Here is a 20,823-nt window from a genome sequence, read left to right as displayed (position 1 = left end):
GAGGGCGACGGCCACCGCCGAACCTACAGAGAGTGGGGAGCGGTCGGCACGCCGGTCGATACATTCCCAAGCCCCTATCACGCACCGCGGTGATGCTGCGCGTATGAGCCACGAGCAACCACAACGTTCCGAAGAGGTTCTCCGTGACCTCCTGGCTGGGAACGACCGCCACGTCGCCAGCGTCGACGAGTCGAAGTTCGACGCGGTCCGTGACGCCCAGCACCCGCCCGTCGTCTCTGTCTGTTGTTCTGACTCACGGGTCTCTCAGGAGGGGATGTGGGACGTCTCCGACCCGGGGGAACTCTTCACCGTCGCGAACATCGGTAACCGCTCGACGACCGACGTCGACGGTGAACGCGTCCTCGACGGTGGTGTCGCCTACCCGGTGACGTTCACCGACACCGACGTCGTCGCCATCGTCGGGCACACGGGCTGTGGGGCGGTCACCGCGGCCTACGACGTCGTCACGGGGCAGACCGACCTCGCGGACCTCCCGCCGGGCGTCCGGAAGGACCTCGACTCGCTCGTCACGATGGTCGAGAACGCGCCGGTCGACCTCGACGGTGAGCGGAGCGGCGTCGTCGACCGTCTCGTCGAGTACAACGTACGTGAGCAGGTCGACTTCGTCGCCACGCAGACCGACGCAGCCGTGTACGGCTTCGTCTACGACATCCACCGCCGGTACGGGGACGAGGACGGGCGGGCGTACCTCGTCGCGGTCGGTGACGGGGAGCCGCGTGACGTCGTCGACCAGGACCGCCAGAACGTCGCCCCGACACTGCTTTGAGTCGCCCTCGCTCCGTCGCGCCGACCCAGAGCGGTCAGCCCAGCCGAAAGTTCGCGTACAGTGAGGATTAATTCCGCGGTAGCCGCATGTTATTCAAGTCTTCCGGGGGTCTGAACCAAACGGGGTCCCACCTATGCCCCGAAACGACGAACGTGCGGACTCAGGACGCACAGCGCAGGACGCACAGCCACAGCAGAACCAGCAGGCAGCGACGCAGCAGCCGGACGAACAGCGAGGAGCGGCCGCAGACTCGCGGTCCGGGCTCGGTGAACTGTTCGCCAGCGCGGCGGTGCGCTGGGGAATCGGTGTCGCCGGGTTCGTGCTCTTTCTGTTCGCGCTCGGACAGGCGGTCGGCCTCGACCTGTTAGGGATGTTCGCCGAAGCGCTCGGCTCCCAGACGGGTCAGTGGTTAGTCGTGGCGGTGTTCGGACTGTTCCTCGTCGCCGTGGCCCGCCGCGGCATCGGAACGCTTCGAGCGTAGCGCTCCGTCTCCGCGCCTCGTCACTTTCTGAGGAGTGCCTCTCCCTGCACAGCCACGGCGCCGGTCACCTGCCGCGCCGACCACGTCAGCGGGGGCGTCCAGCCGACGCCACATCGTGGGTGAGGCCGCGACCGTCCCAGTACCCTCACGCCGAGCGCGCCGCCTCGACCGCCTCGGTGAACGCCCGCGCGTTCTCGGTGATAATCTCGAAGTCGCCGGCCTCGACGGCGTCACCAGGCACCAGCGCGCTGCCGGCGCCGACGACTTCCGCACCCGCACGGATGAAGTCGCCGGCGTTGTCGGCGTCGACGCCGCCCGTCGGCATGAGGGGAATCTGTGGGAGCGGGCCCTTGATGCCGCCGAGGTGGGCTGGCCCGCCCGACGAGGCGGGGAACACCTTCACGAGGTCCGCGCCGGCCTCGTACGCGGTGAGCGCCTCCGTCGGGGTGAACGCGCCCGGCGCGACGAGCGTTCCGTATCGGTTGCAGACGTCGATTACGTCGCGTTCGACGGTGGGGCCGACGACGAACTCCGCGCCAGCGCGGATGGTGTCGACCGCCGTCTCCTCGTCGAGGACGGTCCCGGCGCCGACGACGACGTCGTCGTCGAAGCTCCCGACGACCGACGCGATCATCGTCAGCGCGTCGGGGTTGTCGGCCGTTATCTCGACTGCGGTGACGCCGCCCGCCAGGAGCGCGTCGACCGTCTCGACCAGCGCGTCAGCGTCGGCACCGCGCAGCACCGCGACGGTCCCGCTGTCTCGGAGTCGCTGCATCGTGTCGTGCTTGTCGAGGCTCATGCTCGTGGCTGCGCCCGACGCAGTATTAAACCCCGGCGAGTGAGCGGTTGTCGCACCGGCTGGCGGGGACGTCGACGTCGGCGTCGGAGACGAGTACGCGCGGAGAACGTGGTGAAGCAAGTCACGCGGCCGGCTGTTCCCCCCGAACGGACCGACTAGTCGTCGAGCGTGGCCGTCGAGGAGAGGTCGTCGTCGATGGCGGCGTCGGCCATCTTGTCGACGAGCGAGTCGATGACCTCCTGGCGCATCCCCTTGACGAACTTGATGGAGCCGACGACGAGGTGGCCGCCGCCCGACACGCCGCCGCCGACCACTTCCTCGTTGAGTTCGGCGACCATCTGCGGGATGTCCAGCCTGACGCCGTCGGAGCGGAGCACGGCGAAGTCCGGCCCGTAGCCGATAGTGATGACCGGGTCACCCGTCTCCTGGACCTTCCGGTCGTGGAGCTGTCCCGTGGTCTTCCCGGGAGCGGGGTAGGTGAAGCGGTGGGCGAACCGGTCGAGGTCGATGCGGTACAGGTGCGCGTCGTTGGCGAGTCGTTCGTGCTCGACGTGCGGCTCGGCAGCGTCGAGCTGCCGTTCGACGTCGCGTTCGGCCCGCTCGGAGAGGAACGACACCAGCTCCTCGTGGCGCTCGTCGTCGTCGCAGCCGACGTCGAGCACGTCGTTGACGAGCGACTGGCCGTCGGAGTAGCGGAGCCAGTGAGCGGCGTAGTCGAGCGCCTCGCCGATGTCCTGGAGCTTCTCCCGGGAGTAGCCCTCGCTCTCGGCGAGTTCGACGAATTCTCCCATGACTTCGGCTTTCGAACGGTCAGAGAGGCCGGCGACAGCGGGCACGTGTCGGAGGTCCTCAGTGACCGAGGGGTCGATCATCCGTGCGAGTTCGACGCACATCATCCCGGTGGTGATGCGGTAGTCCTCGCCGTGGAGGTAGGGATTGACGTGGGCGTCCAGCAGCGGTTCGACGGCCTCGGGGTCGGGGTGGTGGTGGTCGACGACAGCGATTGGGACGTCGTAGTGTGCGAGGTTCCGGTAGGCGGGGACGTCCTCCTCGGTGGAGCCGTTGTCGAGCATCAACAGGAGGGGGAGCTTCTGGCCGTGGCGGGCGCGCCCCTCGAGCGCGAAGTTGAGATCGCGCGTCACGTCCTCCATCTCGTAGAACGGGGCCTTCGAGGGGAGGCGCTTGCAGAGGTGCCGCGACGCGTCGTCGTCGTCGTGCGTCTGCTCGATGAACCGCTCCAGGGCGAGTTGAACCGGGAGTGCCGCGCACATCCCGTCGCCGTCGGCGTGGTGTCGGACGCGGATGGGACGCCCCTCGAGGACGGTTCGCCGGAGCAGACGGGCCACCTCCTTCAGGTCCTCGTGGATGGACTCGAAGGCGGGCCACTCGACGAACGTCTCGACCGCGTGGGGGGCGGCGCGTTCGGTCAGCGCCGACTCGATGCGTTCGCGGGCCTCCGCGGCCGTCTCGTCGTCGAGGCGTTCGACGTCGTCGACTTCGACCTGTGCGGCGCCGTCGTGTTCCTCGACGGTCCCCGTGACGCGCACGACGTCGTCGAGTTCGACCTCGGGGTAGGCGCGGACGCCGGCCTCGGCGAACGCGGCGCAGGCGACGATGCCCGAGTGGTCGACGACTCGGAACACCGTGGGACCGCCGGTCTGTTTGATCTGCGACACCGTCCCCTCGATCGTCACCTCGGCACCGGTCTCGATGTCGGCGATGCCGGTGATGGTCGGGACGTGGTCGACGGTTTCGGTGCGGTAGGTGTCGATGCCGGCGGTGGAGAAGGAGATGTCGCCGTTGTCACGAATCTCGTCGAGACGGACGACGAGTCGGTCGCCGACGTCGTACGACCCGTCGAGGTTCGACTCGTGGACGAGTCCGGAGACGACGTCCGAGACGTCGACGAACACGCCGTAGTCGACCACGCCGTTGACGACGGCGTGGTAGTAGTTGCCCGCCGCGACTTCGTCGAGCGTACAGTTCGGAGCGAGATCGTAGACCGTCGGCCGCGAGTCCGAACTCGAACCCGCGTCCGCGCCGGAACCCCCGGCGTCCTCTGTAGTCATACGTGCAGGTGGCGTCCGGCCGGTGATAAGCGTTTCATGATGGGCTCGGCGCCGTTTCGGTCTCTCGGTCGGAGGAGAATCGACTGCCCACTCCGGCTACCGGAACGCTTAGATGCGGACGCACCCGAGGGTGGCGTATGCGCCTGTTCCGGTCGAGCGACGTCGTCGGCATCGCGGCCGACGTCCTCCGGTTCGCGCTCGAAGCCTCCCGGGAGACCCACCCCAACGAGTACATGGGCTTTCTCCGCGGCGAGGCCGCACGCGACCTGGGTGTGACTCTCGACCGCGACGGGACCGTCGTCACCGACATCCTCGTCGTCCCGGGCACCACGTCGAACGAGGTGAGTGCGACGGTCCCGACGGAACTCCTCCCGAACGACTTCTCTGCCGTGGGGTCGGTCCACTCCCACCCGAACGGTGTGCTACGGCCCAGTGACGCCGACCTCGCGACGTTCGGGTCGGGTGCGGTCCACCTCATCCTCGGCGCGCCGTACCAGCCCGACGACTGGCGGGCGTTCGACTCCCGTGGGGAGCCGACGCGACTGCCGGTGCTGAAGGTCGACCTGCCGGACCCCGGTGACTTCTTCGACTTCACCGAGGAGGACCTCCTGTGAGCGAGCGACGCGTGGTCGCACAGGGGACGTTCGACCTGCTCCACCCCGGACACCTCCACTACCTCAAGGAGGCACGGTCGATGGGTGACGAACTCCACGTCATCGTCGCCCGCCGCAGGAACGTCACTCACAAGGCGCCACCCGTCCTTGACGACCGTCAGCGCCGCGACATGGTCGCCGCCCTCGACGTCGTCGACGACGCCCGCCTGGGACACCCCGACGACATCTTCGTCCCCATCCGCGAAATCGACCCCGCGGTCATCGTCCTCGGCCACGACCAGCACCACGACGAGGACGCACTCCGCGACGCACTCGCTGCGCGCGGCCTCGACTGTGAGGTGACGCGCGCCTCCGCCCGTGACCCGGCCTACGACGGGGAACTCCTCTCGACGGGCAGCATCATCGACCGCATCGTGACCGAGCGCGGCGACTGACGCGCGCTCGGACGAGAGGCGGACGAGCGACTACCGCGTGGACGGAGAGCCGAGCACTCGTCGCGTGAAGAGAGAGAACCGAAAACCGGGTGTCACGGCGGACCGGCCGCCGCGGCGAGGGAGACGCTCAGTTCCCGCTCGGAGTCGACGTGCTGGTCGCAGTCGAAGCCGTGGTCGCGGTCGCAGTCGAAGTCGCCGTGGAGTTGCCGCTCGGTGTTGCGGTCGAAGTCGCCGGGGAGTTTCCACTCGGCGTTGCGGTTGCCGTCGCGGTCGGTGTGGACTGCTGCTCGTCGAGGAACTGCTGGTACTCCTCCTGGGAGACGACCTTGACGGTGAAGTACATCTGCGAGTGGGCGACGCCACAGTACTCCGTACAGTAGCCCTGATACGTCCCTTCCTCGTAGGCGACGGTCTTGATCGTGTTCGTCGCGCCGGGCATCGCGTCCTGCTTCAGTCCGAGTTCGGGCACGGCGAAGCCGTGTATCACGTCCGTCGACGTTATCTCGAAATAGACGTCGGTGTCCTTCGGGATGACGACCTGGGGACTCCCTTCGACGGTCGGAGCGGTGACGCCGTCCTCCTCGGGGTAGCGCATGTTCCAGCCCCACTGGTACGCTTCGGCCTCGACGACCACGTCTCCCTCGCCGGGGCCGTCGTCGTTCATGCCGGGCATGTACGTGACGTTCGGGTTCGCGAGCACGCCGTAGGAGGCGACGCCGACGAACAGGAGGACGGCGGCGGTGGCGATGGTCCAGGTGATCTCGAGGCGGCGGTTCTCCTTCGTCGGCTGTGCCTCGTCGTTCCGCCGGAACCGAATCACCGTGTAGAGGAGGATAGCCTGGGTGATGACGGTGATGGGGATGGCAACGTACAGCAGTTTTCCATTGAGCTCGTTGATCAGTCCCGACGTCGCAGAGGCCTGTGCGGCGACGGGGTCCGCGGCCAGTGCGAGGACGACCACGGAGAGGAGTGTGACGAGCCCGAGTCGCGTCCGTCTCATTGCTAAGCGGGGCTTGGGAACTGGAACGTAAATACCTACTGACTCGACCGTCACCGGCGTAGCGTCCGGAGGTTCTGCCCGCAGTCGGAGGGCCGTCGACGCTCTCGCGGACAGTCCCGGACGGCGACCGAAGCGGGGTGTCTAAGTAGGACGGCTCCCAAGCGGGCATAGATATGTCGCGCGACGCATGTGAGTCGCGGGCGTGGACTGGACGGCCGGGACGGTTCCCCGGGCTCCTCGCGGCCGCGGCCATGGCGGTCTACCTCCTGTTGCTCGTCGGTGCGACGACCGCACTGACGGACGCGGCGTCGGCGTGTACGGCGTGGCCGGCCTGCGGTGACGGGCTCGCTCTCCCCTCGACGACCGACGGCTACGTCGCACTCGGTCATCGGGTCGCGGCGGTGTTCGTCGGCCTCCTCGTCGCCGCCGTGCTCGTCTCGGCCTGGCGGAGCGGTGAGTCGCGCCGTGTCCGAACGGCGACGACGGCCTCGGCGCTCCTATACCCACTGCAGGCCGGACTGGGCGCGCTCGTCGCGACCACCGCCGGCGGGTGGCTCCGGGCGGCGCACCTCGTGGTCGGGATGGGTATCTTCGCCGGCCTCGTCGCCGCGCTGGCGTGGACGCTCGAGGCACGGACTGGGACGGACGACACCGCGACGGCAGCGACCGACGACGGCGAGCCGAGCCTCCCCGAAGAACCGATAGACGACGACCACGACCGACCGTCGCTCCCGGACGCGCCGCTGGCCCGGGCGAAGACGGTGACGTACGCGTACTTCCGACTGACGAAGCCACGACTGATGTGGCTCCTCTGTCTCGTCGCGAGCGCCGCGATGGCGCTCGCCGGGTCGATTCATCCGGGGTTGACGCCGCAGGTGATGCTCGCGACGCTCGGCGGTGGCGTCCTCTCCATCGGGGCGTCGGGGACGCTGAACCACGTGCTCGAGCGGGACATCGACCGGAAGATGCAGCGGACCTCCGACCGGCCGCTGGCGACCGATATCGTCCCCGTCCGCAACGCGCTCGCCTTCGCGGCCGTACTCGGTCTCGCCTCCGTCGCGCTGTTCGCCTCCGTCAACCTCCTCGCGGCCGTGCTCGGTCTCGGAGCCATCGCCTTCTACTCCGTCGTCTACACCCTCCTGCTGAAACCCAACACCGTCCAGAACACCGTCATCGGCGGTGCGGCAGGCGCGCTCCCCGCGCTCATCGGCTGGGTCGCCGTCACCGGGTCTATCGGCTGGGGTGGACTCGCGCTGGCGACGGTCATCTTCCTCTGGACGCCCGCACACTTCTACAACCTCGCCCTGGCGTACAAGGACGACTACGAGCGCGGCGGCTTCCCGATGATGCCGGTCGTCCGGGGCGAGACAGTCACGCGGAAACACATCGTCTGGTACCTCGGCGCGACGCTCGTCGCCGCCGGGGCGCTCGGAACGATGGCCCCTCTCGGCTCCGTCTACGTGCTCACGAGCGTCCTCTTCGGCGGGGTGTTCCTCTGGGCGGTCGTCCGCCTCCACTACGAGCAGAACGAAGGGGCGGCGTTCCGCGCGTTCCACGCCTCGAACGCGTACCTCGGCGCGCTACTGCTGGCAATCGTCGTCGACACGCTCGTCCTCTGACGACCCCGCTCGACCCTCCATGTCAACCGTCACCCGACTCGACTGGCGACCCACGAAGACCGACCTACTCGTGGGTGCCGTCGTCGTCAACGCCGAGATACTCGCCGTGCTCGTCTACCTCGCAGTCGAGTCAATCACTATCGACTCGTGGCGGTTCATCCTGTACGCGTTCCTGTGGATCAACGCGGGACTGTACGCCGTAGCGAAGACGCGACCCGCAGAGGCGAGCCCCCGGACCAGACGCATCGCGCTGCTCGTCGCCGGCGGCTACTTCCTCGTCCTCGCCGTCGCCGGAGGCCTCGTCGGACCGAGCCACACCAGCCCCCTCGCCTCGCTCCTCACCGACGGTCACCTGCACAGCCACGGCACGACGGCGGCTGGGAGTTTCGAACTCCGCCTCCTCCCGCCGGGGTGGGGACCGGCGTTCGTCTACCAGGGCTCGTGGCTGCTCGTCATCCTGATGCCGTACAAGGTCGTCGGCTACCTCTCGCTCGCGTATCTCGTCTACGCGACGGTCATCGACGCCGCTGGCTCCGCCCTCTCGGGGTCGCTCGGCCTCCTCTCGTGCGTCTCGTGCACCTGGCCGGTCCTCGGGTCGCTCGCCACCACGGTCTTCGGGTCGGGGTCGCTCGTCGTCGTCGCCGCGACCACCTGGCCGTACGACGTCTCCACCGTGGCGTTCCTCGCGACGGTGGCGCTCTTGACGTGGCGTCCCCTGGCGCGGAGACGGTGACTGTCGACTCGCCAACTGTTCCGTTCCGTTCCGTGGACACTCCGCCCCCGACGGGAGTGTGTCGTGGACGCGGCACCGAGGTAGCCTTAATTCCCAGGCAACAGACGTGATGACCGATGAGTTCCGCAGTTGCGACAGAGACGACCGAATCGTTATCGGACACCTGGGTGAGTGCCGGACTCGCTGGAATCGTCGGGACCGTCGTGTTCGGTGCGGTACAGATGCTGATGGGTGCTACCGGGGTCATCGCCGTGGCGATTCCCGCCCTCTACGGCGTCTCGGGCCCGAACCTCGCCGTCGGCTGGGCGATTCACCTCTTCCACGGAGCCGTGCTGGGTCTCGGCTTCGCCCTGCTCGCGACCCGTCCGTCCGTGGAACCGTACACGAGAGCGGTCGGATCGGCCGCGGCGCTCGGCCTCGCCTACGGTCTGGTGCTCACTGTCCCGACGGCGGGCGTCGCCATGCCGCTCTGGCTCTCGGCCGTCGGTTTCCCGAACGCCCCGCCCCTGCCGAACCTCTCGCTGATGGGGTTCGTGGGTCACGGGGTCTACGGACTGGTCCTGGGCGCGACGTATCCGGTGCTTCGCAGACTCCTCTGAGTACGGGTCCGAACCGTTCCCCGACCTTCTTTTAACGCGGTCGTCGAACCTCCCGGTATGACCACCGTCGAGATAGAGTACTGCGTCCCCTGTGGCTTCCTCGACCGGGCACAGGACATCCAGCGCGCGCTCCTCCAGCAGTTCGGCGATCGACTCGACCGCGTCGCGCTCGTCACCGGCGACCACGGCGTCCTCCAGGTCCGCGTCGACGACGACGTGGTGTGGGACAAGGCCGACGACCCCTACGACCTCGACGTCATCACCCGGCGTCTCCGGGAGTACGTCTGAGCCGTCGAGATGAAGTCGGCCGAACACGCGACTGTCGGTGCCGTCGTCGGCGTCGCCGCCGTCGCCGTGCTCTTCCCGAGCGAACCGCTCCCCACGCAGGTGGCGCTGTGGGTCGGTGGCGTCGCCCTCTCGGTCTTCGTCGACCTCGACCACTTCGTCATCGCCCGCGCTATGCGCGGAGACTGGACGAACCTCCGTCGCGCGGTCACGAACCCCCGGGTCGGCCTCGTCGAACAGGAGGCCGTGTTCGCCGACGTCGACAAGTCGCTGCTCCGCCCGTACCGCCTGCTCTCGCACCTGCTGCTCGGGGGGTTCCTCGTCGCGAGTCTCTCGAGCCTCGACACACGGCTCTCCGTCCTCGTCGGCGTGCTCCTCTACGTCCACGTCGTCGCCGACATCGTGCGCGACGCCGAGCTGCTGTGAGTCCCCCATCATCACCGGAAGCCGACACGGCAGTCGCTACAGTTCCGTCGCTGACAGTCGGTACACGCACGTCCCGTGCGGCGGCGTACCGAACACCCGCGCCTCGCCGCACGGCGGCGGTCAGGTCATCCTCGGCGGTGTTGGCCGCGGCATCGTACAAGAGGATTCGGCGAGCGGGTAGCCAGACGAACGGCACCGGCGGCGTGAGGGACGGGGGCTTCGTCGGCTGGGCGCTCACGCGCGATGTAAACGAGACGGGACGGAGCGAGACGAGAACGGTCGACGGGACCAGAACCGCGCGGAAGGCGAGCGCGCTGCAGGCACGACCCTCTCCGGCCGACTCGCTCCCTCCCGCTGGTCGGTCACTCGTGGAGGCCTCGCGTACCAGCGTGGACGGCGCTGCGACCGCCACGCCACCGTAGCGTGGCCAGCGGACGAGGAACGGGCCCGTGCTGCCGATTCAGTGGCCCCAGCGCTGCTTCGTCTCGGGGTCGGCGTAGCGGGCGTTCTCGATGCGCTCGAACTGCGCGTCCGACAACGAGATGTCGCAGGCGCCGACGTTCTCGTCTAGCTGGTCCGTCGTCCGGGCGCCGACGATGGGGATGCAGGTGAACGCCTCCTGCTCCATGAGCCACCGGAGCGCGACCTGTGCGGGCGTCGCGTCGAGTTCGTCGGCCACCTCGCGAACCGCGTCGAGGACGTGCCAGCCGCGTTCGGAGAGGTAGTAGTCGGAGAACGACTCGTAGATGGTGGCCCGAGAGCCGTCCGGGGCTCTCACCTGCTTCGGGTCGTCGGGGTCCGCGCGCTCGTACTTCCCCGTCAGGAACCCGCCGGCGAGCGGCGAGTAGGGGCACACCGCGAGGTCCTGGTCCGCGCAGACGTCGAGGTAGTCCGCGACGTCGTCGCGGTAGGCCGCGTGGAACAGCGGCTGTGTGACCTCGAACCGTTCCCAGTCGTGCTGTGCGCTCCGGCCCAGCGCCTTCATCAGCTTCCAGGCGGCCATCGTCGACGCGCCGAGGTAGTTCACTCGCCCCTCCTCGACGAGGCGCGTCAGGGTGGCGAGCGTCTCGTCGATGGGCGTCTCGTCGTCCCAGCGGTGGATGTAGTAGACGTCGAGGTAGTCGGTACCGAGGCGTTCGAGCGTCCCCTCGACCTGCCGGCGGATGTGCGTCCGCGACAGGCCCGACCCGTTGGGGTTCGACTCGTCGAAGCCGAAGTACACTTTCGACGCGAGCACGTACTGGTCGCGGTCCCGCCCCGCCAGCCAGTCGCCGATCCACTTCTCGGAGGTTCCGTTGGGGTCGCCGTAGACGTTCGCGGTGTCGATGAACGTCCCACCGTGGTCGGCGAACCGGTCGAGGAGGTCGTGCGCCTCGTCACGCGACGTCTCCGGCCCCTCGGGGGAGTCGCGCCCGAACCGCCACGTACCGAAGCAGAGTTCCGACACCTGCGTCCCGGTCGAACCGAGCCGTCTGTAGTCCATACTCATGCTCTCCGGTTCTTCGAGCGCCCACAAAACCCTCGGGGTTGCGGCTGTCACAGCAGTGAAACTCTGCCCCGACCCACGCGCTTATCGGCCTGCCCGCTCGCACCCCGGTATGCACAACGCGGCCTGTCTCGGCCTCGGCGACCTCGGTCGACTCGAAGCGCAGGTACTCGACTCGCTCGACGGGGTCCGCCTCGTCGGCGGTGCGGACCCCTCCCCCGGTGCTCGCGAACAGTTCGAGCGGGAACTCCACTGTCCGGCGTACGAGACACTCGACGACCTCCTCGGGACCGAGGACGTCGACCTCGTCACCATCGTCACGCCCCACACCCTCCACTACGACCAGGCCCGCGAGTGTCTCTCCCGCGACGTTCACGTCCACATCGAGAAGCCGATGGTGACCGACCTGGCTCACGCCGACGACCTCATCGCACGGGCCGACGCACACGGCCTGGTGCTCGCGGTCGGCTACCAGCGCCACTTCGACCCCCGCTTCCGCGAGATTCGCCGCCTCGTCGACGAGGGCCGCATCGGGCGGCCGCACATGGTCGTCGGCCACCTCGAACAGGAGTGGATCAAGTGGACGCAGCACCAGTGGCGGTCGAACCCCGACCTCTCGGGCGGCGGCCAACTGTACGACTCGGGGTCGCACCTGCTCGACGTCCTCTGCTGGACGCTACGGGCGGACCCCGTCTCCGTCACGGCGACGGTCGACCGCCGCGCTCACGACGTCGACGTCAACAGCGCACTCACGATGACGCTCGAACAGCGCGACGAGGCCGTCGGGTCGCGGAAACCGAAACCGAACCCGGTCACTGCGAGCGTCGGTGTCTCCGGCGACGGAGCCTCCATCCCCGACCCCGGGGAGTCGCTCCGCATCTGGGGTGACGAAGGCACCATCGCGTTCGACGGGGAGAGCATCACGCTCCGCGAGGCGGGGATGACCTACGAGACGACACCGTCGGTTCCCGACTTCGAGGAGCTCACCCGCCGGAAACTCGGGAACGTCGTCGACACCATCGACGACGAGGCCGAACTGGAGATTCCCGCGGTCGACGGCCGACGCGTCGTGGCGCTCACCGAGGCGGCCTACGAGTCGGCCGAGCGGGGCGAGCGCGTGTCGGTGCCAGGGTGGGAGGGCTGAGCCGGTCGGAACCGTGCTGTCCGGCAGACGAGGGAGTCAGGAGTACCCGCGTCGTGGCGTGCCCGAGAGAACACGAGGCACGGCAGTGAACGGTCCCCGAGGCCGGATGCAGTAGTACGGCGACGCTCAGGCGACGATACTCACGAGGGAATCGGCGTGATTGACCGCGTAGGTGCCGAAGAACATGCCGACGAGAGTGAACGCTCCCGCGACGACGCCCAAGTAGTGTTGGGGAGCGGGGCTCGGGAGGTCTGCGGCTGCCAGAACCCCTCCAATGAGTATTCCGGCGCTCACCGAAATCAGGGCAGCTTTGAGCCATTCCATATTCGACGCTAGTCCACGGTTGTAAAAAAGAATTGTGCGAAGCCGGTTGCCAGGGCGTGGTTCGCCGTATCAGACGGTGAGGTCCCTCGCGGCTCGAACGTGGAAGCCCCCCACTGACTCCGGCGGGTGCTGCCAGGACAGTCGTCGAGGGGGCGGCAGGCTCGGGTCCGTGTCCCCGCGTGTCGACTCCCGTCCGCGGTCACACCCGAGCGGGTGTGCAGTCACCGCACGGCGTCGCGAGGAGAACCGAGTCGGTCTGTATTTACATCGGGTGGCCATCTGCAGAGGTATGGACGAGGTACTGGTCGCCGACGACCTCAGGAAGTCCTACGGCGACGTCCAGGCACTCCGTGGCGTCTCTCTCACCGTCGGACCCGGTGAGGTGTTCGGTCTCATCGGTCCGAACGGGGCGGGCAAGACCACGCTCGTCCGGGCACTCACCGGCACGACGACCGTGGAGGGGACCGTCCGCGTCCTCGGGAACCCACCCGAGGACGTCGACGCGAACCGGCTAGGGCTCCTACCACAGTCGTTCTCGCCCGCTGCGCGGCTCACCCCCCGTGAACTACTGTCGTACTACGCCGGTCTCTACGACGCCGCACGCGACCCCGAGGTGGTCCTCGACGAGGTCGGACTCGCTGAGGCCGCGGACACCTGGTACGAGAACCTGTCGGGGGGGCAGAAGCGCCGCACGTGCGTCGGTGCCGCGCTCGTGAACGATCCCGACGTCCTCTTTCTCGACGAACCGACGACGGGTATCGACCCGGCCGGCCGCCGCGCCGTCTGGCGGCTCGTCGACCGCCTCACGGCCGGCGGGACGACCGTCTTCCTCACCAGCCACTCGATGCAGGAGGTGTCCCGCCTCGCCGACCGCGTCGGACTCGTCCGCGGGGGCGAACTCGTCGCGGTCGGCTCCCCCGACGACCTGATCCGAGAGCACGGCGGAGAGAGCACGCTCGTCGTCGAGACGGAGCACACCGCGGATGCGACCGCCGCCCTCGACGGGCGGTACGCCGTCTCGGCCGCGGCCGAGGGCGTCGTCGTCCGGGGCGTGGCCCCGCGCGAAATCGGTGACGTGGCGACGGCCCTCGACGAGCACGGCGTCGAGTACGGGTCGCTCGCGTGGTCGGAGCCGTCGCTCGAGGACGTCTACCTGTCGCTCACCGGCGAGACCTTCGAGGGCGACTACCGGGGCGTCGCGTCGGCGGCCGCGAGCGGTACCGACGACGTGGTCGCCGCGGGTGCGAACGTCGGTGGGACGGAGGGGGGACAATGAGCCGTCTCGGGCGCGTCTCGGCCGAGTTCGACGCCGCGTGGAACTCCTTCCTCCGCCGCCGGACCGCGGTGTTCTTCACGTTCTTCTTCCCGGTCATCATCGTCCTCATCTTCGGCGTGCTGGTGCAGACCCAGCCCACGGGTGGCGGACTGTTCGCCGAACCACCGGGCTACTACGTCCCCGGCTACCTGGCCGTCGTCGTGCTGTTCACGCCGCTGTCGCGCGTCGGGTCGACCGTCGCGCGTCACCGCGAGGGGAACCGCTTCCAGAAACTGGCGACGACGCCGCTGTCGCGCGCGGAGTGGCTCCTCGCGCAGACGCTCGTGAACGTGGTCGTCATCGGCCTCGCGGCGCTCTTGCTCCTCGTGCTCGTCGTGGTCCTGACGAGTGCGTCGGTCCCGCTCGCCCCCACGAGTCTCGTGCTCGTACCGTTCGTCGCCCTCGGGGTGGCGCTGTTCTGTGGGCTCGGCTCCATCATCGGTCGACTGTCGAGTTCGCAGGACGGCGTCATCGCCGCGAGCAACGCCGTCGCGCTCCCCCTGCTGTTCCTCTCGGAGACGTTCGTCACGACCGACCTCCTCCCGGCGTGGTTCCAGCCCGTGACCGGGCTGTCGCCGCTGACGTACTTCGCCCGCGGCGTGCGGGCGCTCACCTTCTCGAGCGGAGACTGGACGGGACCGCTCGCAGTGCTCACGGCCCTCGCAGTGGTCGTCTTCGCGGTTGGTGCCGTCGCCGTCCCGTGGACGGAGTGACGAGCGGAGAGCGGCGCTAGCCGTCCGTCGGTGTCTCGGCCGCCGGTTCGACGATGCCGAGCCACGAGAGCATGAGCGGCTCGGGCCACTGCTGGTCGCGACTCCGGTCGCGGTGTGGCCGCGACGAGACGCTCGTCGCGATGACGAACTCGCCGATCCGGTGGAGGTTCGCGTAGAGGTTCGGTCCGTCGTAGTCGTAGTAGACGCGGGTCCACTCCCGGTTACCCATCCGGGTCGTCCCGTCCTCGCCGAGCGTCGTCGAGAGGAGCGTCTCCATCGCCGCCACGGCCGCGTCCTCGCTCTCGAACCGCTGGACGAAGATGGGGACGCCGGCGAACTGTTCGTCGCTGTCGGTGCCGGTGACGAGTTTGTTCGCCATGACGTACGCGTAATCGACGCGCCCCTCCCGGACGACCGTCGCGTCGAAGACGTTCGTGTACGCCGGTTCGTAGTCGCCGACCCGCTCGCGCCACGCCTGCGTGTCCTCGAGGATGTCGATCGCCCCGTCGGAGAACGCGTAGATGACCCCAGTCGGGCGCTCGTTCTCGTGGTCGTAGATGCTGTGGCCGGCGTCGTAGGTGTGTGCGTGGGCGTAGACGCGCTGACCGGTCGCGAACTCGTGGGTGTGCGGCCGTATCTCGTCTCGCGCCCGACCGCTGTAGTCGTCCGAGAACGTCTGCGTCGTGAAGTTGTCCCCGGGGGGATAGCTCACGCCGAAGATCGTCTCGCCGCCCCGTCCGGACCCCAGGAGGCTGTGGAGTGGGTCCTCGATGGGGGACGCCGAGAGGTTCTGGTCGAGGTACGACTCGTTCGTCGCGCGGGTGTAGAACACGTCGAGTCGACTCAGCGCGTTCTGCTGGGCCGCCGTGTCGTCCTGTTCGACGGCCGCCGCGAAGTTGCGGACGTAGACGTTGTTCCCCTTCCGGAGGGCCGCGTCGAGTTCGAAGTGCGGTGCGAGTTCCTCCGACACGTACGTCGCGAGGTCGGTCGTCTTCGACCGGAGTTCCTCGACGTCACCCATCGTGAGGGTGTTCACGTCTTTGAGCTTCGCGATGGTCTCGGCGACCGGTTTGACCTCGAGGAGGTAGCGGCGGCGTGCGCTCTCGTACCGGGTGCCGAACCAGCGAATCTCGTCCATCACGGTCCGCGTCCGGACGAGGAACTCCGATTCGGGTTCGGGCGTCGGCGTCGGCGTCTTCGTCGGCGTCGGCGTCTCCGTCGCCTCGTTCGAACCGCCACCACCGCCGTCGCTGTCGCCGCTCTCACCGGCGTCGGCGTCGTCACCCGAACCGAGCATTCCGGTACACCCCGCGAGGAGCGGGAGCGAGAGCGACGACGTGAGGGCGAGCACCCGTCGTCGGGAGTGGTCCATGTAGTCCTCGTTCAGGAGCCGACTTCTTGAGCGTTCGTATCAGGATATCAGTGTTGAGTCTCGGAGGGAGCCGTCACGACCGCGACGACGCCCTAGTTCACCGGGACGCGTCTGTCGGGGGCCGGACGCTCGCCGAGGACGACTTCGAGCGTCTGCGGAGTCCCGTCGCGAACCACGTCGACTGCGATTGGCTCGTGGGGCCGAGTCTCGGTGATGAGATACCGCATCAGTTCCTCGTGGGTGTGTATCTCGTGCCCGTCGACGCCGACGATGACGTCGCCACCGACCGGGATGCGCTGGCCGTGGAGCGTCCGGGTCCCCGTCGACCGACGGAGCCTGTCGCCCGCCGTCGGGCCCGCGGCGACGTCGACGACGAGGACGCCCCGCGGCTCGTCGAGGTCGTTCGCCGCCGCGATGGTCGGCGTGACGTCGAGCGTCCGGGTCCGGAGGTACGAGTGGCGGTACCGCCCCTCGTCGACGAGCGAGGGGACGACCCGCGAGACGATGACCGGCGAGACGGCGAAGCCGATGTTGTCCCCCTGTCGCGCGCGGTTGACGCCGACGACTTCGTAGGTCGAGTCGGCGGTGTCGTCCGTGTCGGCCACGACGAGAGCGACGAGCGGGCCACCGGAGTTCCCGGGGTTGATGGGCGCGTCCGTCTGGACGACGTCGGGGATGGCGAAGCCGCTGGACGTCCGCATCGAGCGGTTCGACCCGCTGACGATGCCCGCGGAGATAGAGCCGTCGAGGCCGAGTGGGTTGCCGAGGGCGGCGACGGGCCGCCCCGGCTGTGGGTTCTCCGTGGCGACGGGCAGCGGTCGCGCCGCCGTCGGCAGGTCCGGCACCCGCACGACGGCGAGGTCGGTGTAGGAGTCGCGGCCGACGACGCGGCCGGTCCGCCACTGGCCGTCGGCGAACCGGACCTCGACGTCCGTCGCATCGGCGACGACGTGGTCGTTCGTCACGACGTAGCCGTCCGGCCCGGTGGGGCCGTCACTCGTCTCTCCCGCGAGGTCGTAGACGAACCCGGAACCGGCCCCTCGGGCCGGGGCGCCGCGTCCGACGTACACAGACACCACCGACGGGATGGTGTCGCGGTACAACCGTTCGTAGTCGATGTCGACGTGCATGTGGTCTGCGTGGGCGTCGTCCACTGTGGCCGCCGCTCGGCGCGTGCGTGGGAGCGACGCTCACCTCGGGTAAGCGTCGAGGCTATATACCACTGTCGTGCGGTAACACGGGACGGTGGACCGAAGATGGACGGCCGCCGTCGCGAGGACGAGGTGCGGACGGTCACGCCGGCACCACGTCGACGACGGCCACCGTCGCACCCGTCTACCGCTCGAACCGCACTCGCCGCCACGCCAGCACCGCACCGGCGACGGCCGCGACTGCCGCGACCCACACCAGCCCGCCGGGCCCCTGTCCGCCGCGCCAGTCGGCCGCGAAGCTCTCGCGGTAGTAATCGGCCGCGGCCGCACCGTCGAGGGCGACGACCACCTCGCGGTTCTCCCGACTGGCGTGGCGGTTCCAGTTGAGACTGCCGACGAGGACGGTGTCGTCGGCGACGACGCCCTTCGCGTGGACCTTCTCGAACCGCCCGCCGGGGTCGGCGACACGCGCCTCCAGCGGGAAGTTTTCACGCTTCGCCCGGCGGTTCAGCCACGCGGCAGTTGCCTCGTTCTCCTCGCGGACGTACCACGCTCCCGAGAGGAGGATGCGGACCTCGACACCCCGGCGGGCGGCGTCGAACGCGGCGCGCGTGAACGGGTGGTCGCGCTCGACCGAGACCTGCACGACGTCGAGTCGGTCGTCTGTCCCGTCGATGACCCCCACGACCGCCTCCTCGGCGTTCCCCGGGGCGGTCAGCAGTCGGAGCGAGTCGACGTGGACCCGCTCGGGGGCGTGCCGGGTCGGGTACGTCTCCCGGGAGAGGGGGTCGCTCTCGGTGAACGCCCGGCCACGACGGAAGCGGGTCCACGAAGTGACGTCCCCGCCGGCCATGTCCGACGCGAAGAGGGCGGCGAGGTCCGCGGCGAGCGGGGGAGAGTCGACGCGGACGCCCCACCCCCGACTGGAGCGCCCACCGACGCCCGCCGGCTTCCAGTTCTCCGTGAGGACCAGCGCGGTGTGGTCGACGACGGCGTACTTCGGGTGGTGAAAGGAGAAGCGAGCGCCCTCGCCGCCGATGACGCGGACTTCGACCCCGGCACGAGCGAGACGGTCGAGCATCCGGGCCTGGCGGGTCGTGAGGCCGCCGACGGGCGCGTCGTCGACGAGGACGCGAACGGAGACCCCGCGTTCGGTGGCGTCGACCAGCGTGCGCGTGACGCGAGGGGACGTGAAAGTGTATCCCGCGAGGAGGACACGGTCGTCGGCCGAACGGAGCGTCTCGAGGACGACGTCGGGGGAGTCGGGGAGGACGAACGCTCTTGCCTGCGCACCGTCGTAGCGCAGTACCTGTCGTGGTTCGTAGCCGATCGGGCGCCACTCGCGTCCGCCCTCGGCCCCGACGATGAGCCGTTCGCCGGCGGGGGCGTCCTCGTAGACGACGGTGTCGACGGTGCGTCCGTCGCGTTCGAGGACGAGTCGTTCGCCCCCGTTGGCGAGTGCGAGTCCGGGGAGTGCGAGGACCGGGTGGTCGGTGAGCGCCCGCGCGGCGGTCGGGTCGTCCGAGAGCGCGACTGGGCCCCCCGGCAGCGAGGCGGTCAACGGCCGTTCGCCGTCGGAGAGGGTGACGTTCGCCGGGCCGGGCGTGGTGACGACGACGAACTCCCCGGCGTCGCCGTCGGCGAGTGGGTTCGGGTACACCGCGACGAGTCGCGGACCCGCTGTCGGTCCCGCCGCCGACGAGAGCGGCGTCGCGCCGACGACGACGAGGGCGACGATCACGAGACGGGCGGCGCAGGGACGACGTGGACGGGACACGCCACGGGGTGGCCGCGGCTTCGTACAAGAACGCTCGGGCGGGCTGAGAGAAGAGCGGCGGGCGCTACGCCGTTGGCGCTTCGGCGCCCGTGTCGGACGACGCGAGGGTCTCCGCGGCGCGTTCGGCCTCGTGCTGGACGACGAACGCGGGGTCGTCGGTGGCGTCGGCGGCCGCCTCCAGCGCCGTCTCGGTGCCGATTTGGCGGAGTGCCCACGCCGCGGCGGCACGGACCTTGTCGTTCTCGTCGTCGGTGAGTGCGTCGGTCAGCGGCTGGACCGCGCGGGTGTCGCCGAGGAGGCCGAGTGCGCGGGCCGCGTGCGGCCGGACGTTGTCGTTGTCCATGACGAGTTTGTCCGCGATGGCCTGGGTGGCCTCCTCGGAGCCGATTTCGCCGAGGGCTTTGAACGTCACCTTCTGGAGCGCCGGGTCGGAGTCGGCGTCGACGTAGTCGACGAGCGTCTCGACGGCGTCGGCGGCGTCGGCGCCCATCTTCCCGAGCGCCTTGATAGCCGGCTTACCCCGTTTCTGCGCGCGGGCGTGCATCTCGTCGAACGCGCCGGGGTCGCCCATACGCGTGATGGCTTCGAGGCAGTGCTCCTCCATGAAGCCCGAGTCACCGAGTTTGTCGAGCGCGAGGAGGACCATCTCGACGTTGCCGCGCTTCTCCCACTCCTTGAGCGCGGACCACTCGGGCGGGAAGTCCTTGTAGTGGCCGAGGCAGTCGTAGAAGCCGAGCGCCTCGAGCTGTTCGTTGACGAGCAGGTCGTCCCACTCCTGGGCCTCCTCGAGGTCGGCCGCCAGTTCGTCGGTCGCCTCCAGGAGGGCGGCGATCTCCTCCTCGTCCTCGTCGGCGTCGAAGCCAGCCGCGGTGACGGCCTCGGCGACGGAGTCGAGGACGGCCACGAGGTCCTCGGTGGCGTCGCTCTCGGCCGAGAAGTCACCGTCGAGCGTCTCGGAGACGGTGTCGGTGAAGCTGTCGACGGCCTCGGCAACCTCCGCTTCGCCCTGTTCGGTCCAGCGGGTGTCCTCTATCGTCGCCTTCGCGTCTTCGATTTCGGCCACCACGTCCTCACCGTAGGGCCCGCGGGCCTCCTCCAGCGCCTCACGAAGCCCCTCGAGTTCCGACTCGAGGTCGGCGCGGGGGTCCTCGGCGTCCTCGTCGTCCTCGTCCGGTTCCGGCAGGTCGGCCGCTGCGAGGTCGCTCTCGATGTCGTCGAGGGTCGCTTCAACCTCGTCGAGGTCGGCTTCGGTCTCGGCGGCCTCTAGCTCCTCTTCGGCGGCGGCGAGGCGCTCCTCGAGGCTCTCTGCGGTGGGCTCCTCGTCCGCCCCGGATGACTCGGCGTCGTCGTCCCCGTCACTCATACCTCGAAACTCCGGCCGTCTGTGAAAAGAGCGTTTCCATATCGGTTTCGACGAGACCGGGCTGGGGAGACGACCGGTGACGAGTCCGCAGGGGAACACGGCGGTCCGGCTGACGGTCGGCGTGGGGGTGACGCGCGAACACGGGTCGTCCTGCGTCCCTGGCACAGGAGCGAGACCACGGGGTGTCTGTCACCGACGTGGACCCCTACGCGTGTCGTGACAGGCCGTCGAAGGGAGAGGTCGCCGGGCAGGCGGCCGACTCACTCTCTGTCCTGATATCCGGGAGGGAACCCTTATGTCTACCAGGCGCCGCGTGCCCATCGGGAGGGGGG

21 protein-coding genes are annotated in these 20,823 nt (G+C 69.1%); 12 read left to right on the top strand and 9 right to left on the bottom strand.

Annotation, left to right across the window (positions count from 1 at the left end):
- Nucleotides 1-103 precede the first annotated feature (103 nt).
- Both ACESK5_RS07070 and ACESK5_RS07065 read left to right on the top strand, forming a co-directional pair.
- Nucleotides 104-787 (top strand): carbonic anhydrase, encoded by a 684-nt coding sequence (locus ACESK5_RS07070; RefSeq protein ID WP_372910848.1) that lies wholly within the window; start codon nucleotides 104-106, stop codon nucleotides 785-787.
- Nucleotides 788-920: 133 nt separating this feature from the next.
- The gene (locus ACESK5_RS07065) at nucleotides 921-1,268 is read left to right on the top strand and encodes a hypothetical protein (RefSeq protein WP_372910847.1); all 348 of its coding nucleotides are present in this window, start codon (nucleotides 921-923) and stop codon (nucleotides 1,266-1,268) included.
- 145 nt (nucleotides 1,269-1,413) lie between these two features.
- Here the strand turns inward: ACESK5_RS07065 and ACESK5_RS07060 are convergent, their stop codons facing one another.
- Nucleotides 1,414-2,067 (bottom strand): bifunctional 4-hydroxy-2-oxoglutarate aldolase/2-dehydro-3-deoxy-phosphogluconate aldolase, encoded by a 654-nt coding sequence (locus tag ACESK5_RS07060; RefSeq protein ID WP_372910846.1) that lies wholly within the window; start codon nucleotides 2,065-2,067, stop codon nucleotides 1,414-1,416.
- Between the two features lie 155 nt (nucleotides 2,068-2,222).
- Nucleotides 2,223-4,136 (bottom strand): DHH family phosphoesterase, encoded by a 1,914-nt coding sequence (locus ACESK5_RS07055; protein WP_372910845.1) that lies wholly within the window; start codon nucleotides 4,134-4,136, stop codon nucleotides 2,223-2,225.
- 137 nt (nucleotides 4,137-4,273) lie between these two features.
- On the opposite strand from ACESK5_RS07055, the gene ACESK5_RS07050 reads away from it, so the two are divergent.
- On the top strand, nucleotides 4,274-4,750 hold the full coding sequence (locus tag ACESK5_RS07050) for a Mov34/MPN/PAD-1 family protein (RefSeq protein ID WP_372910844.1): 477 nt from the start codon (nucleotides 4,274-4,276) through the stop codon (nucleotides 4,748-4,750).
- Nucleotides 4,747-5,184 carry an adenylyltransferase/cytidyltransferase family protein gene (locus ACESK5_RS07045; RefSeq protein WP_372910843.1) on the top strand — a complete coding sequence of 146 codons (438 nt, stop codon included), beginning with the start codon at nucleotides 4,747-4,749 and terminating at the stop codon, nucleotides 5,182-5,184. Before ACESK5_RS07050 ends, ACESK5_RS07045 begins: the two co-directional genes overlap by 4 nt.
- Before the next feature lie 127 nt (nucleotides 5,185-5,311).
- On the opposite strand, the gene coxB is transcribed toward ACESK5_RS07045, so the two are convergent.
- On the bottom strand, nucleotides 5,312-6,184 hold the full coding sequence (coxB, locus tag ACESK5_RS07040) for a cytochrome c oxidase subunit II (protein WP_372910842.1): 873 nt from the start codon (nucleotides 6,182-6,184) through the stop codon (nucleotides 5,312-5,314).
- Between the two features lie 173 nt (nucleotides 6,185-6,357).
- Here coxB and ACESK5_RS07035 point away from each other — a divergent pair, with 173 nt between their 5' ends.
- From ACESK5_RS07035 to ACESK5_RS07015, 5 genes are all read left to right on the top strand, one after another.
- Entirely contained in the window at nucleotides 6,358-7,803 is a 1,446-nt protein-coding gene (locus ACESK5_RS07035; protein WP_372910841.1) for a heme o synthase, read from the top strand.
- Between the two features lie 19 nt (nucleotides 7,804-7,822).
- Nucleotides 7,823-8,536 carry a hypothetical protein gene (locus tag ACESK5_RS07030; RefSeq protein WP_372910840.1) on the top strand — a complete coding sequence of 238 codons (714 nt, stop codon included), beginning with the start codon at nucleotides 7,823-7,825 and terminating at the stop codon, nucleotides 8,534-8,536.
- 116 nt (nucleotides 8,537-8,652) lie between these two features.
- Nucleotides 8,653-9,135: a histidine kinase gene (locus ACESK5_RS07025; RefSeq protein ID WP_372910839.1), complete on the top strand. Its 483-nt coding sequence runs from the start codon at nucleotides 8,653-8,655 to the stop codon at nucleotides 9,133-9,135.
- A gap of 57 nt (nucleotides 9,136-9,192) precedes the next feature.
- Entirely contained in the window at nucleotides 9,193-9,423 is a 231-nt protein-coding gene (locus ACESK5_RS07020; protein WP_372910838.1) for a SelT/SelW/SelH family protein, read from the top strand.
- Between the two features lie 9 nt (nucleotides 9,424-9,432).
- Complete coding sequence (locus tag ACESK5_RS07015; RefSeq protein WP_372910837.1) at nucleotides 9,433-9,846, top strand: hypothetical protein; 414 nt, start codon at nucleotides 9,433-9,435, stop codon at nucleotides 9,844-9,846.
- Between the two features lie 460 nt (nucleotides 9,847-10,306).
- Here ACESK5_RS07015 and ACESK5_RS07010 read toward each other — a convergent pair whose 3' ends face one another.
- Entirely contained in the window at nucleotides 10,307-11,329 is a 1,023-nt protein-coding gene (locus ACESK5_RS07010) for an aldo/keto reductase (protein WP_372910850.1), read from the bottom strand.
- Nucleotides 11,330-11,444: 115 nt separating this feature from the next.
- On the opposite strand from ACESK5_RS07010, the gene ACESK5_RS07005 reads away from it, so the two are divergent.
- Nucleotides 11,445-12,476 (top strand): Gfo/Idh/MocA family protein, encoded by a 1,032-nt coding sequence (locus ACESK5_RS07005; RefSeq protein ID WP_372910836.1) that lies wholly within the window; start codon nucleotides 11,445-11,447, stop codon nucleotides 12,474-12,476.
- Between the two features lie 126 nt (nucleotides 12,477-12,602).
- On the opposite strand, the gene ACESK5_RS07000 is transcribed toward ACESK5_RS07005, so the two are convergent.
- Complete coding sequence (locus tag ACESK5_RS07000; RefSeq protein WP_372910835.1) at nucleotides 12,603-12,800, bottom strand: XapX domain-containing protein; 198 nt, start codon at nucleotides 12,798-12,800, stop codon at nucleotides 12,603-12,605.
- A gap of 289 nt (nucleotides 12,801-13,089) precedes the next feature.
- On the opposite strand from ACESK5_RS07000, the gene ACESK5_RS06995 reads away from it, so the two are divergent.
- A complete protein-coding gene (locus ACESK5_RS06995) occupies nucleotides 13,090-14,076 on the top strand; it encodes an ABC transporter ATP-binding protein (protein WP_372910834.1) in 987 nt (328 codons plus the stop codon).
- Nucleotides 14,073-14,828, top strand: coding sequence for an ABC transporter permease (locus ACESK5_RS06990; protein WP_372910833.1), 756 nt, complete (start codon nucleotides 14,073-14,075; stop codon nucleotides 14,826-14,828). The genes ACESK5_RS06995 and ACESK5_RS06990 overlap by 4 nt, the downstream gene beginning before the upstream one ends.
- 16 nt (nucleotides 14,829-14,844) lie before the next feature.
- Here ACESK5_RS06990 and ACESK5_RS06985 read toward each other — a convergent pair whose 3' ends face one another.
- From ACESK5_RS06985 to ACESK5_RS06970, 4 genes are all read right to left on the bottom strand, one after another.
- Nucleotides 14,845-16,200 (bottom strand): hypothetical protein, encoded by a 1,356-nt coding sequence (locus ACESK5_RS06985; RefSeq protein ID WP_372910832.1) that lies wholly within the window; start codon nucleotides 16,198-16,200, stop codon nucleotides 14,845-14,847.
- 92 nt (nucleotides 16,201-16,292) lie between these two features.
- The gene (locus tag ACESK5_RS06980; RefSeq protein WP_372910849.1) at nucleotides 16,293-17,330 is read right to left on the bottom strand and encodes a S1C family serine protease; all 1,038 of its coding nucleotides are present in this window, start codon (nucleotides 17,328-17,330) and stop codon (nucleotides 16,293-16,295) included.
- 205 nt (nucleotides 17,331-17,535) lie between these two features.
- Nucleotides 17,536-19,128, bottom strand: a complete 1,593-nt coding sequence (locus ACESK5_RS06975) for a phospholipase D-like domain-containing protein (RefSeq protein ID WP_372910831.1) — start codon at nucleotides 19,126-19,128, stop codon at nucleotides 17,536-17,538.
- A gap of 64 nt (nucleotides 19,129-19,192) precedes the next feature.
- Nucleotides 19,193-20,491 carry a HEAT repeat domain-containing protein gene (locus tag ACESK5_RS06970; RefSeq protein ID WP_372910830.1) on the bottom strand — a complete coding sequence of 433 codons (1,299 nt, stop codon included), beginning with the start codon at nucleotides 20,489-20,491 and terminating at the stop codon, nucleotides 19,193-19,195.
- Nucleotides 20,492-20,823: the final 332 nt, after the last annotated feature.

This window comes from Salinigranum sp., from assembly GCF_041641895.1.
In the GTDB taxonomy this organism is placed as follows: Archaea; Halobacteriota; Halobacteria; order Halobacteriales; family Haloferacaceae; genus Salinigranum.
The sequence above is the reverse complement of the archived record's forward strand: the minus strand, read 5'-3'. Positions and strand labels throughout refer to the sequence as shown.

Coding starts and splice junctions, on each gene's coding strand:
- ACESK5_RS07020 (WP_372910838.1), top strand. CDS start 9,193: ATGACCACCGTCGAGATAGAGTACTGCGTCCCCTGTGGCTTCCTCGAC.
- ACESK5_RS06990 (WP_372910833.1), top strand. CDS start 14,073: ATGAGCCGTCTCGGGCGCGTCTCGGCCGAGTTCGACGCCGCGTGGAAC.
- ACESK5_RS07065 (WP_372910847.1), top strand. CDS start 921: ATGCCCCGAAACGACGAACGTGCGGACTCAGGACGCACAGCGCAGGAC.
- ACESK5_RS07010 (WP_372910850.1), bottom strand. CDS start 11,329: ATGGACTACAGACGGCTCGGTTCGACCGGGACGCAGGTGTCGGAACTC.
- ACESK5_RS07015 (WP_372910837.1), top strand. CDS start 9,433: ATGAAGTCGGCCGAACACGCGACTGTCGGTGCCGTCGTCGGCGTCGCC.
- ACESK5_RS07070 (WP_372910848.1), top strand. CDS start 104: ATGAGCCACGAGCAACCACAACGTTCCGAAGAGGTTCTCCGTGACCTC.
- ACESK5_RS07000 (WP_372910835.1), bottom strand. CDS start 12,800: ATGGAATGGCTCAAAGCTGCCCTGATTTCGGTGAGCGCCGGAATACTC.
- ACESK5_RS07005 (WP_372910836.1), top strand. CDS start 11,445: ATGCACAACGCGGCCTGTCTCGGCCTCGGCGACCTCGGTCGACTCGAA.
- ACESK5_RS06985 (WP_372910832.1), bottom strand. CDS start 16,200: ATGGACCACTCCCGACGACGGGTGCTCGCCCTCACGTCGTCGCTCTCG.
- ACESK5_RS07035 (WP_372910841.1), top strand. CDS start 6,358: ATGTCGCGCGACGCATGTGAGTCGCGGGCGTGGACTGGACGGCCGGGA.
- ACESK5_RS07055 (WP_372910845.1), bottom strand. CDS start 4,136: ATGACTACAGAGGACGCCGGGGGTTCCGGCGCGGACGCGGGTTCGAGT.
- ACESK5_RS07060 (WP_372910846.1), bottom strand. CDS start 2,067: ATGAGCCTCGACAAGCACGACACGATGCAGCGACTCCGAGACAGCGGG.
- ACESK5_RS06970 (WP_372910830.1), bottom strand. CDS start 20,491: ATGAGTGACGGGGACGACGACGCCGAGTCATCCGGGGCGGACGAGGAG.
- ACESK5_RS06980 (WP_372910849.1), bottom strand. CDS start 17,330: ATGCACGTCGACATCGACTACGAACGGTTGTACCGCGACACCATCCCG.
- ACESK5_RS07030 (WP_372910840.1), top strand. CDS start 7,823: ATGTCAACCGTCACCCGACTCGACTGGCGACCCACGAAGACCGACCTA.
- ACESK5_RS07050 (WP_372910844.1), top strand. CDS start 4,274: ATGCGCCTGTTCCGGTCGAGCGACGTCGTCGGCATCGCGGCCGACGTC.
- ACESK5_RS07025 (WP_372910839.1), top strand. CDS start 8,653: ATGAGTTCCGCAGTTGCGACAGAGACGACCGAATCGTTATCGGACACC.
- coxB (WP_372910842.1), bottom strand. CDS start 6,184: ATGAGACGGACGCGACTCGGGCTCGTCACACTCCTCTCCGTGGTCGTC.
- ACESK5_RS06995 (WP_372910834.1), top strand. CDS start 13,090: ATGGACGAGGTACTGGTCGCCGACGACCTCAGGAAGTCCTACGGCGAC.